The organism is Leifsonia lichenia (assembly GCF_054780215.1).
Map to the genome: position 1 here is coordinate 310599 of NZ_BAAGWT010000001.1, position 14172 is coordinate 324770.

Sequence of the window (14172 nt, forward strand, 5' to 3'; positions counted from 1 at the left end):
AGCCTCCCCTTCGCCCACCGGTACCCTACCCGCTACTTCGTGCCGTCGTGGGCGACGTTCCAGACGTCCTTCACCACGCCGACCGTGCTGCTCGTGGCCCCGCCGATCTTGTCGTAGTCGCCAGGGACGAAGGAGGAACCGCTGTCGATGGCCTGGCCGATGGGGTTGTCGCCGAAGCCGGAGACAGCGCCGGTGACCACCTTCACGGTGTTCTGCACCTGGTAGAGCGTCGCTGCGCCGGCCGTGAACTTCATCCCGTTGGTGAGCAGGCTCGGGTCGGCCTTCGCCAGGTTGTAGAGGCCGACGAGGTCTTTGTTGATGCCGAAGCCCTTGCTGATGCTCAGGTTGAGGCCGGGGAACGCCTCGCGGGCGGCCTCCTTGATGAGTTCCGGGCCGGACTTGGTGCCCGACTGGAACGCCGTGAGCGCCGCCTTCTGCGCATCCGTGCGGATGAACGGGGATTTGAAGGCGTCGGAGAGGGGCTTGGAGAGCGCCTCGCCTGCCTTCGTCGCGCTCATGAAGTCCTCGCTGTGCGCGCCGACGCCCTGCAGAGCGGCGAGCTGGCGGCTGTCGGTGATCCCGGTGCGGATGACGGCGGTCGCGCGGAGGTTCTTGGCGACCATCGCGAAGATCTTGCCGCCGAACAGGGTGAGCACGCAGCCGACGGCGGCGAACGCGACGTCCCACCAGGAGCCGTCTCCGTTGATGACCTTCACGATCGACTCGACCAGGTCGATGATCGCGCCGATCGCGCCGAGGACGATGAGGATCTGACCGAGGATCGGCACCCAGGCGAAGAAGATGGCGAGCACGCCCGCCCATTTGCAGATGGTCTTGAAGATGCTGAAGACCGTCGCGCCCCAGTCGTCCCAGAACGAGTCCTTGAGACCGTGGTTGTTCTTGTCGACCACGTTGACGATGGCCGTGATGGCGGTCTCTGCTGCGGAGTTCTTCGCATCCAGTGCCGTGTGCCACTCGGCGTGCGCTGCCCGCAGGTCGGCGTCTGCGGCCTCCGCGGCGTCCTGCGACTTCGTGGCCGCCGTGGTGGCGGTGGTCTTGTCTGCGTCTGTCGCGGTGTCCGCGGCGTGCTGCGCGGTGGTGGCCGCGTGCTTGGCCGTGTTCGCGGCCTCCTGCTTGCTCTCGATGTGCGCGATGGCGGTGGTGGCCGCATCCTGCGCAGAGCGGAGCGACGACGAGTATGTGATCAGGGCGTCGGCTGTCTTCCGGTAGCGGTCGTGCGCCTTGTCGATGTCGCCCGCGACGTCCTTGGCCGAATCCCGGAAGGCGTCGATGGCCTTGCTGACCATCTCGTCGACATCGCCGATCTTCTTCAGCGTGGTGACCGAGCGCTGGATGGCGTCCGCGATCTCCGCGTAGTGGCGCGCCTTCGAGAGCACCAGGTCAGGGTCGCCCTTGAGCGGCTGGTATTCGACGTCACTCATCTCTTCCCCCTAGTTCTTCGCCGGAGCTGCCGGGTAGTCCTGCGACGTCGATGCGTCTTCCAACGCTTTCGCGAGGCCGTCGTCCACTTTGGTGAATCCATCTGTCACGCCGGCGACGGACTTGGACAGGCTCTCGACGGACTCTGTCATCTTCTTCCGCTTGTCGTTCCACTTGTGGGCGAAGTCGCGGACGTGACCGGAGAGTCCGTCGTGGCCGGTCGCGTCTGCGACGGCGTCACTGAAATCGTCGGCGCCTTTGAACTCGCTGACGATCGCCTCGAGGTCGGACTTCAACTGTCCGAGCAGTTCCAGGTCGAGCTTCAGGTCGGTCATGGCGATCCCTCCGTTTTCAGGCTGTAGCCAACCTACCGAGCGCTGTGCGGGGAGGCGATGGGGAGCGGTCCCCATGCAGTGCCGTGCATGTATATAGGTATCGTTCTTGCGTGCGCCTCAAACTCACGCTCTCCCGCCCCTCCGGAGCCGGAGACGACATCGTGGTCACCGCCGACGCGGCCGCCAGCATCTCCGAAGTCGCCGCGACCATCCGCCGCATCGACCCGCGCGGGGCCGCCGGGCCGGTGACGGACGACCGCGCGCTGACCCTGCGCGCCGCGATCCCCGGCCAGGCCGAGACGCTCGTGCTGCCACCGGATGCGCCCATCGGCGAAGCCTGGATCGGCAGCGGGGCCACGGTCAGCGTGGCGGACGCCGGGGTGTACTACGCGCCGAGCGACCTCGGCGACGCTCCGGTGGTCGCCACAGTGCAGGTGCTCACCGGACCGGATGCCGGGCGCGAGTTCGCGCTCCGTCCCGGCACCGCCATGCTCGGCCGCGACGACGCCTGCGACATCGTGCTGCACGACCCGCTGGTGTCGAAGCGGCACGTGCGGCTGGAGGTCGGCGACGGCGTCGAGGTCATCGACCTCGGATCGGCGAACGGCGTCGTGGTCGACGGCGGCATCGTGACGCGCCTCACCGTGCGGAGGTCGGAGACACTGCTGATCGGCGACACCGAGGTGCGCATCGCGGTCTCCGGGCTCTCCGGCGTGCCAGCGGCAGCGCCGAAGGCCGGACCGGTGTTCTTCAACCGCTCTCCGCGCGTCGAGCAGCGCTACGCCGGCCAGGTCTTCCAGGCACCCGAGGTGCCGACGGAGAAGGAGGACCCGCCCTTCCCCCTGCTCGCGATGATCACGCCGCTGCTGCTCGGCGGCGCGATGTTCGCCATCACCCACCAGCCGACCACGCTGCTGTTCGTGCTGCTCTCCCCGCTGATGCTGGTGGGCAATTACATGACCGGCCGCACCAGGGGCAAGCGCAAGCTCAAGAAGGCCATCGCGGTCTTCGACAAACGACTGGATGCGCTCACCGCCAAGCTCGACACCGAACGCCTCCGAGAGGTCGAGCTGCGCCGCGCCGAGTCGCCGACCACACACGCCGCACTGGCCGACGCCGTGCAGCGCGGCCCTCTGCTCTGGACCAGGCGCCCCGAGCACTGGTCCTTCCTCAACCTGCAGCTCGGCATCGGGTCGATGCGGTCGCGCAACACGATCGCGAGCAACGACAGGGGCGAGATGATCGTGGAGTTCCAGGAACGTCTGGACGCGGTCATCGACGCCAACGAGCGCGTCTCCGACGTGCCGGTGCTCGACAACCTGTTCGAGTCAGGCGCTCTCGGGATCGCGGGCCCGGCCGAGCACATCGCGGGTTCGGTGAACGCCACGCTGGTGCAGCTCACCGCGCTGCACTCCCCGGCAGAACTCGTCGTCGCCGCCCTCGTCTCCCCGCGCTGGTCGCGGGAGCTGGAATGGCTCAAGTGGATGCCGCACACGTCCTCGCCGCACAGCCCGCTCGGCGGGGGGCATCTGGCGGACAGCGCGTCGAGCGCATCCACTGTCCTCAGCGCGCTCGAAGGCCTGGTGGAGGAGCGTCTCGCCCGCGCCAAGGGCCCACAGCGCCGCGGGGCGATGGAGCAGGAGCGCGCGGCGATCGAGCGCGGGGCCGAGGTCGGCAAATCGCAGACGGTGGACGGCACTCCGTCGCCTGTTCCCGCCGTCGTCGTAGTCATCTCCGGCGACGTCGCCATCGACCGCCCGCGGCTGGTGCAGCTCGCAGAGGCGGCGGCCGACGCCGGGGTGTTCCCGATCTGGCTGGACACCGACATCGCCGCCCTGCCGGCGGTCTGCCGCACCTACGTCGCGCACGCGGACCGCGACGACAGGGCGACCGTCGGCTTCGTCCGCATCGGCGAGACCATCGAGGACGTCGTCACCGAACCGATCGACCGCGACACGGCTCTCGACTACGCCAAGCGCATGGCGCCGGTCATCGACGCAGGCGCCATGGTCGCCGACGCCAGCGACCTGCCGCGCAGCATCTCCCTCGTCAGCCTGCTCGGGCACGACCTGACCGAGTCGTCCGGCGCCGTGATCGACCGGTGGCGGCAGAACGCATCCATCCACGACCGATCCGGCGCCCGCCCTGTCAAGCACCGCGCGGGAACCCTGCGCGCCATCATCGGCTCCGCCGGCGTGGATGCGATGCACCTCGACCTCCGCAGCCAGGGTCCGCACGCCCTCGTCGGCGGCACGACGGGAGCGGGCAAGAGCGAGTTCCTGCAGGCGTGGGTGCTCGGGATGGCCGCCGAGTACAGCTCGGACAGGGTCACGTTCCTGTTCGTCGACTACAAGGGCGGCTCGGCATTCGCCGACTGCGTGAGCCTGCCGCACTGCGTCGGCCTCGTCACCGACCTCAGCCCGCACCTGGTGCGCCGCGCACTCACCAGCCTGCGCGCGGAACTGCATCACCGCGAGCACCTGCTCAACCGCAAGAAGGCCAAAGACCTGCTCGAGCTGGAGAAGCGAGGCGACCCGGAGTGCCCTCCCGCGCTCGTGCTGGTGATCGACGAGTTCGCCGCCCTCGTCGGCGAGGTGCCGGAGTTCGTGGACGGTGTCGTCGACATCGCCCAGCGGGGACGGTCGCTCGGCATCCACCTGATCATGGCCACCCAGCGCCCCGCCGGAGTCATCAAGGACAACCTGCGCGCGAACACCAACCTGCGCATCGCGCTCCGCATGGCGGACGAGTCGGACAGCCAGGACGTGGTCGGCGTCTCGGACGCCGCCCACTTCGACCCGGCCGTCCCCGGACGCGGCATGGCGAAGACCGGGCCTGGCAGGCTCGCGCCGTTCCAGTCCGCATACGCGGGAGGCTGGACCAGCCGCGAACCGGAGCGCGCGGGCGTCGAGGTGGCGGAGTTGCGCTTCGGCGGCGAGATCCGGTGGGAAGAGGAAGGGTCGGGCCGCGAGGAAGAGCGCGACCTCGGCCCGACGGACCAGCAGCGTCTCGTCTCCTCGATCGTGCGCGCGCAGGGCGAGGCACGCATCCCGTCGCCGCGCCGCCCGTGGCTGGACGAGCTGGCGGCGGTCTACGACCTCGGCCTGCTGCGCCAGCGGACGGACGCCGAGCTGCTGCTCGGCGTGAGCGACGTGCCGGACAGGCAGCAGCAGTCTCCCGCGTACTTCCAGCCGGATGTGGACGGCAACGTCGCGATCTACGGCACAGGCGGCTCCGGCAAGTCGGCCGCGCTGCGCACCCTGGCTTCGTCGGCCGCGATCACGCCGCGCGGCGGGCCCGTGCGGGTGTACGGACTGGACTTCGGCGCCGGCAGCCTCCGGATGCTGGAGAAGATGCCGCACGTCGGCTCGATCATCCCCGGCGACGACGCGGAGCGCATCATCCGGCTGTTCCGGATGCTCAAGGAGGAGCTGGAGGACCGCGGCCCGCGCTTCGCCGAGGCCAACGCCTCCAGCATCACGGAGTACCGCAGGCTCACGGGGCGACAGAACGAGGCGCGCATCCTGCTGCTCATCGACGGGTTCCCGAACTTCCGGGAGGACTTCGAGATCCCGGCCGGCCGCTCGCAGTGGTACGACGTGTTCAAGGACGTGCTCAGCGACGGCCGCCAGCTCGGGATGCACGTGGCGCTCACCGGCGACCGCGCCGGAGCCGTGCCCACCGCCATCCGGTCGCTCATCCAGCGGTCCGTCGTGCTGCGGCTCGCGGACGACGGCTACGGGATGCTCGACGTGCCGAGCGACATCCTCGGCCCGTCGTCCCCGCCCGGCCGCGCCATCGTCGACGGTTACGAGACGCAGCTCGCCGTCCTCGGCGGGAGCGCATCCGTCTCCGACCAGTCGGCGGCGACCACCCGCCTCGCGGAGGCGATGGTGCGGGCGGGCGTGCAGGAGACGCCACCCGTCGGCTCGCTGCCCAAGGAGTACGCGATCGAGACGCTGCCGTCGTCGCACGACGGCGCCCCCGTGCTCGGGGTCAGCGACCTCGACCTCGGACCGTTCGGTTTCGACCCGGCAGGGACGATGCTGGTCGCCGGTCCTCCCGCGAGCGGACGGTCGAGCACGCTGGCCGCACTGGCGGCGTCGGTGATGCGGTTCGACCCGCAGGCGCGGCTGTACTACCTGGGCAACGCGCGCTCCGCCCTGGGACGGGCTTCGCACTGGACGGACACGGCCACGACCCCGGAGACCGCCGCCGCGCTCGCGAAAGACCTCGTCGCCGCCATCGCGGACCCGGACACGGAGGGCCGCATCGCGGTGATCGTCGAGAGCATCGGCGACTTCCTGCAGACCCCGGCCGACTCGCCCATCGTCGATCTCGTGCGCGCGGTGCGCCGCAGCGACCATCTGCTGGTGGCCGAGGCGGAGTCGAGCGCGTGGGGGTCGTCGTGGCCGCTGCTCGGCGAGGTGAAGAACGGCCGACGCGGCATCCTGCTGCAGCCGGACTCCGTCGAGGGCGACCTGCTGCTGAAGACGCCGCTGCCCCGGCTCAACCGGTCGGAGTTCCCTCCGGGGCGCGGGGTGTACATCGCGAAGGGCAGGTTCGCCAGGGTGCAGGTGCCGTTGGTCGACGCGTGAGAGGAGCCCGGTCGGCTATTCCTCGTCCTTCTCCCACGGCCAGCGCGGGCGCCCGCGCTGCTGGAACCGGCCGACCAGCACGAGCTGGTACAGCAGTGTGACGACGAAACCGGCGATGCCGACCGTGATCGCGTAGACGCTTCCGAGCTGCCCGACCGCGAACAGGACGTAGGCGAACGGCTGCGACGGGTCCCCCGCCGCGCCGGCGACTCCGCCGGCGACGATGAACACGAAATAGCAGGCGAAGCCGACGACCAGGGCGACGCCGGGCGAGATCCGCTGCTTCTCGGCGGGGACGCGCGTGCCGATCACCAGCAGGAACACGAACAGCATCAGCGTCGCGCATCCGGTCATGATCGGGCCGACGAGCGCCCCGATCGCCGGGTCGGCGATCACCTCGGTGTTGGTCGCCAGCGAGATCAGGCCGAACGCGGCCACCACCAGCGCCAGGTAGAGGAACGTGGCGAAGGCGGCGACGACGGCCGCGTATGCACGCCAGTTACGCATGGTCAGGCATGGTCGGAGCGCCGGTCAGTACCCCTGCGGCGAGGCGTACGCGGCGACGGCCTGGTTCTGCGCATCCGCGAGCTGCTGGTCGTACGCGGCCTGCGCTTCGGCGTTGCGCACCTTGAGCTTGCGGCCGCGGGCAGCCAGCCAGGCGCCGGTCCACATCGAGATCTCGCGGGCGATCACACCGGCGAGGACGGCGAACGGGGCGACCCAGAGACGCTGCAGGACGACGGAGGCCTCGTTGGGGGTGAGGGACCAGACGTTCACATCGACGAGAGACGCACCGACGTACGCGAAGTAGACGAAGAGGGCGACGAACAGGCCGCCGAGGATGTACGCCCACCAGCGAGCCCGGTTGATGATCTGGATGAGCACCAGCATGCCGACGAAGAACGCGACGACGGGAACCCAGCTCGCCTTCTGGGTCAGGAAGAAGGTCGAGAGCGAGTCGAAGAACTTGTCGCTGGGGGTGAGGGCATACCCGACGACGAACACCGCGAGCACCCAGAAGAGGGCGAACACGACCGTACCGACCAGGGCGATCAGGATGCCGAAGCCCCTGTTGCTCTTCTTCTTCGGCGGCTCCGGACGCTGAACGTAGATCGGCGCGACCGGCTGCGCGTAGCCGGGGGCGGGGGCAGGTGCCGCGCCGGGTTCTGGCGCCCAGGTCGCCTCTCCGGCGGCGGCCGGTGCTGCGTACGCTGCGGTCGCCTGTGCAGAGGTCGCGGCCTCCGCGGCGACGATCACCGGCGTGGCGGACTGAACAGGGGATGCGGTGTCGACGGTTGCGGTGCCCGCGGCGGCGGCAGCGGGAACGTCCCCGGTGTGCGAGCGCGCGACGGCGGCGGCGATGTCATCGTCGGTGGCCACGACGGGCTCCGGCTCGGTGACCTTGGCGGGCGCGGCAGGCGCGGGCGTCGCCGGGACCTCGGGTGCTGCTGCCGTCTGCGTGTCGTCGACGGCCGCATCCGGACGGTTGATGTGACCGCGGGCGGAGACGGGGCTCGACGGCGGGTTCACGACCTGTGGGTCGGTGTCAGCGGGCTCCGGCGCGGCCGCCGGCTCGGCCGCTGCGGTCTGCGCGGGCGCCGTCGCCGGGGCCTGCCCTGCCGTGGTCGATGCACTCTCCCCCGCGGGCTCCGCGGCTGCGCCCTTGTTCGGCGCAGATTCCGGCGTCGTCTCGCTCATGATGCCACTCCTCGATCAGCCCAGTCGGGCATCCGTCAGTGGTGCCCACTGTAGCAACGGGGTGGGCGAAGTCCAGGGAGGCCTGGCGGCGAGGGGCGGAGGCGGTCACTTCTTGGCTTCGGCGGCCTCCGGGAGAGTGAGGACGTAGCTGAAACCGCTCACTTTGCCGTCGACGCCGACGCCGCTTGCCGCCGGGGCACTGCTGAAACTGTCCACGAGGAACAACCGCTCGCCGGTCTGGGCCGCGTGCAGGAAGGCGACGACGTTGGGATACGGGCCGGTCACCGTGAAGCTCACGGGGACGACGGTGAAGTTGTCCTTGGTGATCAAGGGACTGACCACGGGTGGCATTCCCGCGACCGGAGCCGCTGGCGCCGTCGCCGTCGGTGCAGGCGTCGGGGTGGCCGACGGCGAGGGGGTGGCGGTCGACGCTGTGCCAGAGCCGGTGGCCGCCACAGGCGCTGCCGGCGCAACGGGAGCCGCGTAGGGCTGACCATCGGCGATCGCCCACGCAGAGATGGTCACGCCGTTTGCTGCCGCGAAGCCGTTGAGCTCGTCCATGAACGCGGGATTCGCGGACTGGGTCGGCACGGAGGCTGCGAGCGACGCCAGGGTCTTCTTGAGCGTTGGCAGGTTGGTCGAGTCCTTCTCCAGCCGGTCGAGCACCGCGCGGTTCACCGCGTTCGTCTGGTCCACCTGCGCGATCTGCGCGTCGGCGGCTGCCGCCTGGTCGAGCTGCGGCTGGACCCCAACGACCCAGCCGAGCGCGACGACGGCGATCATCACGATCACGGAGCCGATCATCCACAGTCTGGTCTTGTCCATGATCACTTGTCCTTCTGCTCGAAGCGCTTCGCGTAGCGCGTCTGGTCGATGTGGAGCGTGATGGTGACCTTGTACTGATTGGTCGTCTGGTCGAGGGCTCCGATGTTCGGCACGACATCGGCGACACCGGGGATCTTCTCCAGCTCGCGCACCCAGGCGGTGACGTCGGGGATCGTCGGGCTGGCGCTCACGGTGGTGACCGTACCGATCCGCGGCGCCTGAAGCGGGTCCTGCGACTGCTGGTAGATCGCGAGGGGCGAGGCGGAGTCCGCAGCGACCGTCTCGAGCACGACTCCGGCCGGCTGAACCGCGCCGATCTGGTCGAGCAGCGCCTTCCAGTCGACCTCCGTTGATGCGCCCACCTGCTGAGCGGCCTGAGCCAGCGCCACCTGTTTCTGCACATCCCGTACCCCGGTGAACTTCTGCTGCTGGGTGAGCAGGTCGGTCGTGCTCAGTTGCGCGCCAAAGAGTCGCGCCTGAGCGGCCACGTTGTATGCGAAGGCTCCGCCGACGCCGAGGACGACCACGAGGAACACCACGAGCACGCCCCAGCCGAAAGCCCGTCTGGTGGACGAGTTCTTCCGTTCGCGCCTGACCTCGGGGGGAAGCAGGTCAACGCGCGGTTCCGTGCCGATGTCGAGACTCTCCGTCCTGCCCGCGGTCTTCGGAGCGGCGGGAGCCTTCGGCGCTCGCGACGCCTTCTGCTGCTTCGGCCCTTTGCGTCCCTTCGTCGCCGGAGCGACGGTCGGCAACTGCTCTGTCTCCTGGGCGTCCGAACGCCTCGACGTGATGCTCATGCTGCGCTCCCGAGTGCGAGGCCGAGCGCGACGGTGAGCGACGACCGGTTCTGCCGAAGCGCATCCGCGTTGAGACTCCGCGAGAGCGCGACGGCGTGGAAGGGATCACCGACGGCGACAGGCAGTCGGGTCATCTCGCTCAGCGCGTCGGTGAGGCCGGGGAGCTGGGCTCCCCCGCCCGTCACGACGAGACCGCTGACCGGAGTGTTCGGGCGGGTGTTGACGAAGTAGCTCACCGTGTTGCGCAGGCTGGTGAGGAGCTCACTCGTCACGCGGTAGATGATCTCCACGGCCTGCTGCTCCTCGATGCTCGTCACCTGTTTGGCGAGGCCGATGGTGGCCTTGATCCGCTCCGCCTCGCCGAGCTGGACATCCAGACCCTCGCGGAGCGCCTGGGTGAGCTCCGCTCCCCCGGCCGGGATGATGCGCACGAACTGCGGAACGCCGTCGGTGACCACCACGACGCTCGTCGTGTTCGCACCGATCTCGATAAGCGCGACGGTTCCGGCGATGCGCGGCCTGCTGACCAGGACGCGGCTGAGCGCGAACGGGATGAGGTCCACGTCCACAGTGGTGAGCCCGGCGAGCTGCGTCGCCTTCACGTTGCCCAGGACCGCTTCCTTGACCGCGGCGACCAGCAGACCGTTGACCACGGGGCCGTTGTCGCTCATCCCCTCGGACACCGGGTAGAAGTCGAGCAGCGCCTCGGCGACGGGCACCGGCAGCATGTCCTGCACCTGGAACGGCAGCGCCTCCCTGATGCGCGTGCGCGACATCTTGGGCACCGTGAGGTCGCGGGCGAGCACCCGCTGGTTCCCCATCCCGAGCACGACCTCTTTGCTCTTGAAGCCGCCCTGCTGCCACAGCCTCTTGAGGCTCGCGGCGACGGTGTTCGGCTCCAGGACCTCGCCGCGGCTCACAGCGCCCTCCGGCAGCGGGACCTCGAAGTGCCGCAGCAGCGTCGGGCGCGCCTTGGCCGGATCTGCAACCTCCACGGCGCGAACGGTCGAACTTCCGACGTCGATGCCGACGATGCTCGTAGCCATTCGATCTCCTCAGGTTCCTCTATGCGATTCCGAGAAGCGCCAGGTAGGCGCCCCACACTGTGTTTCCGGCGAGCACGCCGAGCCAGGCTCCCGCGAGCATCCAGGGACCGAACGGGATGCCCGTCCCACGCCGTGCCCTCCGAGCGATCAGGAGGGCGATGGCGAAGAGCCCTCCGAGCAGGAAGGCGGCGAAGGCCCCGACCACGAGCGCGCCCCAGCCGAGATAGCCGAGGAAGAGCCCGAGCACCCCGGCGAGCTTGACGTCGCCGAGTCCCATGCCTCCCGGGTAGATCATCGCGAGGATCAGGTAGAGGGCGAACAGCCCGGCAGCTCCGACGACCGCCCTGACCAGCGCTCCCGGATCTCCCGTCAGGAGCGCGGCGGCGCCGAGCAGGATCGCGCCGACCGCATACGACGGGAGCACGATCGCGTTCGGCAGGCGGTGCGCATCCAGGTCGATGAGGGCGAGTGCGATGCTGACCGCCGCGAGGTAGAGGAATGCGACGACGACCAGCACCGCGGCGACCGTGGCAGCGGTGCCCACGGGATGCGCGGCGCCGGGGCCGGCCCAGAACCACCACGCGACGAAGGCGAAAGCGAGACCCGTCGCGGCCTCGACGAGCGGGTAGCGGGCGGAGATGCCACTGCGGCAGGCGCGGCACTTTCCGCGAAGGAACAGCCAGGACAGCACGGGGATGTTGTCGTACGGCTTGATCTCGGCGCCGCAGCTCCCGCAGGCGCTCGGCGGAGACACGACAGAGCGACCGGCGGGGACGCGGTAGACGACCACGTTGAGGAAGGAGCCGATCAGGAGGCCGAAAACGGCGACGAACCCGACAGCGACGACGGCGATGGCGACGGTCATGACGTCGGGCTCCCATCCGGACGGTACGCGACGGCAACCTCGATCTCGGTGGTCACGTCGTAGGAGGTGGTGCGCGGGGTCGGGAACTTCGGCGGCGGCGAGTTGAGGAGCCTGGTGTCGTAGCTGTACCGCTTGAGGAAGCCGCTCGACCCGCTGCCCTGACCGACAGGGCCGCGGAACTCCTGAGCGATCGACCCGGTGACGCAGAGGTAGCCGTATGGGTCTCCTGAGTCGTAGTTCTGCACCTCGAACGAGTGGTAGTTCGAGAGGATCGCGGCTTTGATCGTTCGGGCACAGCTCGTGCTCGACGACGATGCCTCCCAAGTCATGCCCGACGAGGACGCACGGCACGTGCCGCTCGTCCAGTTCGTCGGATTCGTGCAGACGAGCGGGTTGTACACCCACACGGCGCCGGCCCCGACGAGCCCCAGGATGTCGTGCGCCGCGTCCGAATAGGTGAGCGTGCCGGTGACCCAGGCGAAGTGGTCGGCGTTGATCGTGATGGCGGAGTGCATGGTGCCCTGGACGAATGCGTCACCCGCTGTGCAGGAGTAGCTGGCGGCCGTGGAGACGACCTCGTACTTGACGGGATAGCCCAGGCCATTGCCCGCGGACGTGTTGTCGGCGCCCACGCACTTGAAAGCGTTGCCGTTCGGCGACTTGTTCGTCGCCCAGGAGTTGGGATCGCTGGATGCGGTGGGGATGCTCTGCACATAGATCAGGTTGTTGTAGAGCGCAGAAGACGGCCCGATGGCGATCGTCTGCCCAGCAGCCGTGTCCGAGAGCGTGCCGGCATTCGCCGTCAGCGACTTCGTCGGATCGCCGGGCTTGCCGCAGAAGGCCGGGTTCGCAGGAACGCCCGGCCCTGTGGCGGGGTTGCCGACGACCTGCGTCTGCTTGGTCCACGGAGAGATGACGTTCATGTACGCCGCCCCGCCGGAGACGCTGAAGGTGATCTTGGTCGGTCCGGTGTACAGGCAGCCGGGGTTCGGCACCTTGCCGGGGATGTCCGTGCGCACCTGGTCGAGCTGCTGCTGCGGCGGCGGCATCGTGATCAGCGCCGCATTCGCCGGAACGCCGGCGTTGAACACCGGCGTCGAACTGCCGGAGGGGCAGTTGTTCGCGCTGTACAGCTTGCCCGACGAGTCCCGGTTGGGGTTCGCCGTCGTCACGCGCTGCTTGAATGTTCCGCCGCAGATGTTGAGGGTGTCGTTCGAGTGCACGGCGCCGTCGAGGGTGTCACCGGTGATGAAGTTGATCAGGCAGCCGGAGTCGCGCGCCGTCGTCGACTGCCAGGCGTACGCCTTCGTGCACGATTTGGAGTTGAGCTGCGGGTCGAGGATCTCGTAGTCGGTGAAGTAGACGTAGTTGGTGAAACCGGTCTGCTTGATGTTCGCGACGACGCTCCGGGTCACATTGTCGACCAGCCCGGTCGCCCGCACGTGCAGGACCCCGGTGCTCGCGTATTTCGAGTTGTCCACCTCGTAGCGGAACGAGGCGTTCGCCGGCAGGCCGTCGGTGAGCGGGACGGCCGCCCAGCGTCCTCCCGACGCCTTCGGCTTCACGTCGAAGGCCGGGTTGCTGCTCGCGCCGGTGGGAAGCGTGACCGTCGACGCTGACCCGTTCGCAATGGTGAACTTCGACGCCGGGTTGCCGTACTGCTGGTAGCTCGGGTCGTTCGTGAGGCGACCCTGGTACTCGGCGATCCCGGCGTACGCGGCCGACATCGCCGCATCCCAGTCCTTGTCGTGGTCGGCGCGGACGATACCGGAGACGGAGAACGTCATCGTGAGCGTGACGAGCAGCAGCAGCACGGAGCCGATGCCGATCACCATCGCGAGGGCGACCCCCCGGTCGGACGACGCGGAGCCGAGCCTGCGACGGAGGATGGCGCGCATCACGACCCCGATCCGATGTTCGACATGCCGACCGAGTTGGTGAGCGTCACCGCGCTGGCGGCGCCGGTCGGCTGGATGGTGATGGTAATGGTGATGGAGGCGATGGCCGAAAGAGTGCTGATCGGCAGCGTGAGGGGCGCTCCGGATGCGTCGAAGTACTGGAACACGACGACACTCGACGGGATCGAGCCGCACAGCGTGCGCTTGAGATCCGGGGTGGCGCTCGTGTTGAAGTCCCAGTGCCCGTTGGTGCCCGCCGTCGTGGTGGTCGCCTTCCACTGGCTCTCGACCAACTGCCCGTTGACCACGGCGAACTGGACCTTGACCGGGCTCTCCGCTCCGGAGAGATTCACGAAGGCATAGAACAGGACGGAGGTGGCGGTCGCGCTGACGAAAGCCGGATCGTTCTGCGCACCACCCGGAGTGGGGTTGGCCAGCGGGTTCGGCGTTGCAGCGCGCACCATGCGTGCCATCTCGTTCATGCCGTTCGATCCCTGGCGGGTGCCGTTGTCGATCGACTGCGCAAGGCTCACACTGTGGGTGCTCGCGACGAACAGCGAACCGGCGAGCGTGGCGATCAGCGCGGCGATGCCCATCGCGATGAGGAGCTCGACCAGTGTGAGCCCGTTGTCCGCGCGGCGATCCCCGCGCAGGCGTGCGCGCATCCGGC

At 69.1% G+C, this 14172-nt stretch carries 11 protein-coding genes; 1 reads left to right on the plus strand and 10 read right to left on the minus strand.

Translation table 11 applies throughout. The features are described from left to right. Window positions 1-32: 32 nt before the first annotated feature. Window positions 33-1442, minus strand: a complete 1410-nt coding sequence (locus tag ACYVGI_RS01520) for a putative T7SS-secreted protein (RefSeq protein WP_460630893.1) — start codon at window positions 1440-1442, stop codon at window positions 33-35. 9 nt (window positions 1443-1451) lie between these two features. Continuing rightward, a complete protein-coding gene (locus ACYVGI_RS01525) occupies window positions 1452-1775 on the minus strand; it encodes a hypothetical protein (RefSeq protein WP_460630894.1) in 324 nt (107 codons plus the stop codon). Window positions 1776-1885: 110 nt separating this feature from the next. On the opposite strand from ACYVGI_RS01525, the gene ACYVGI_RS01530 reads away from it, so the two are divergent. Then, a complete protein-coding gene (locus ACYVGI_RS01530) occupies window positions 1886-6373 on the plus strand; it encodes an FtsK/SpoIIIE domain-containing protein (protein ID WP_460630895.1) in 4488 nt (1495 codons plus the stop codon). Window positions 6374-6388: 15 nt separating this feature from the next. On the opposite strand, the gene ACYVGI_RS01535 is transcribed toward ACYVGI_RS01530, so the two are convergent. From ACYVGI_RS01535 to ACYVGI_RS01570, 8 genes are all read right to left on the minus strand, one after another. Next, entirely contained in the window at window positions 6389-6880 is a 492-nt protein-coding gene (locus ACYVGI_RS01535) for a DUF6121 family protein (RefSeq protein ID WP_460630896.1), read from the minus strand. 24 nt (window positions 6881-6904) lie between these two features. Beyond that, window positions 6905-8071 (minus strand): hypothetical protein, encoded by a 1167-nt coding sequence (locus ACYVGI_RS01540; RefSeq protein WP_460630897.1) that lies wholly within the window; start codon window positions 8069-8071, stop codon window positions 6905-6907. A gap of 105 nt (window positions 8072-8176) precedes the next feature. Then, window positions 8177-8896, minus strand: coding sequence for a hypothetical protein (locus ACYVGI_RS01545; protein ID WP_460630898.1), 720 nt, complete (start codon window positions 8894-8896; stop codon window positions 8177-8179). Window positions 8897-8898: 2 nt separating this feature from the next. Continuing rightward, a complete protein-coding gene (locus tag ACYVGI_RS01550; RefSeq protein WP_460630899.1) occupies window positions 8899-9693 on the minus strand; it encodes a hypothetical protein in 795 nt (264 codons plus the stop codon). Further along, window positions 9690-10739, minus strand: a complete 1050-nt coding sequence (gene pilM, locus ACYVGI_RS01555) for a type IV pilus assembly protein PilM (protein ID WP_460630900.1) — start codon at window positions 10737-10739, stop codon at window positions 9690-9692. Before pilM ends, ACYVGI_RS01550 begins: the two co-directional genes overlap by 4 nt. 19 nt (window positions 10740-10758) lie before the next feature. Further along, window positions 10759-11604 carry a prepilin peptidase gene (locus tag ACYVGI_RS01560; protein ID WP_460630901.1) on the minus strand — a complete coding sequence of 282 codons (846 nt, stop codon included), beginning with the start codon at window positions 11602-11604 and terminating at the stop codon, window positions 10759-10761. Next, window positions 11601-13505 carry a hypothetical protein gene (locus ACYVGI_RS01565; RefSeq protein WP_460630902.1) on the minus strand — a complete coding sequence of 635 codons (1905 nt, stop codon included), beginning with the start codon at window positions 13503-13505 and terminating at the stop codon, window positions 11601-11603. The genes ACYVGI_RS01560 and ACYVGI_RS01565 overlap by 4 nt, the downstream gene beginning before the upstream one ends. After that, window positions 13502-14167 carry a PulJ/GspJ family protein gene (locus ACYVGI_RS01570; protein WP_460630903.1) on the minus strand — a complete coding sequence of 222 codons (666 nt, stop codon included), beginning with the start codon at window positions 14165-14167 and terminating at the stop codon, window positions 13502-13504. The genes ACYVGI_RS01565 and ACYVGI_RS01570 overlap by 4 nt, the downstream gene beginning before the upstream one ends. Window positions 14168-14172: the final 5 nt, after the last annotated feature.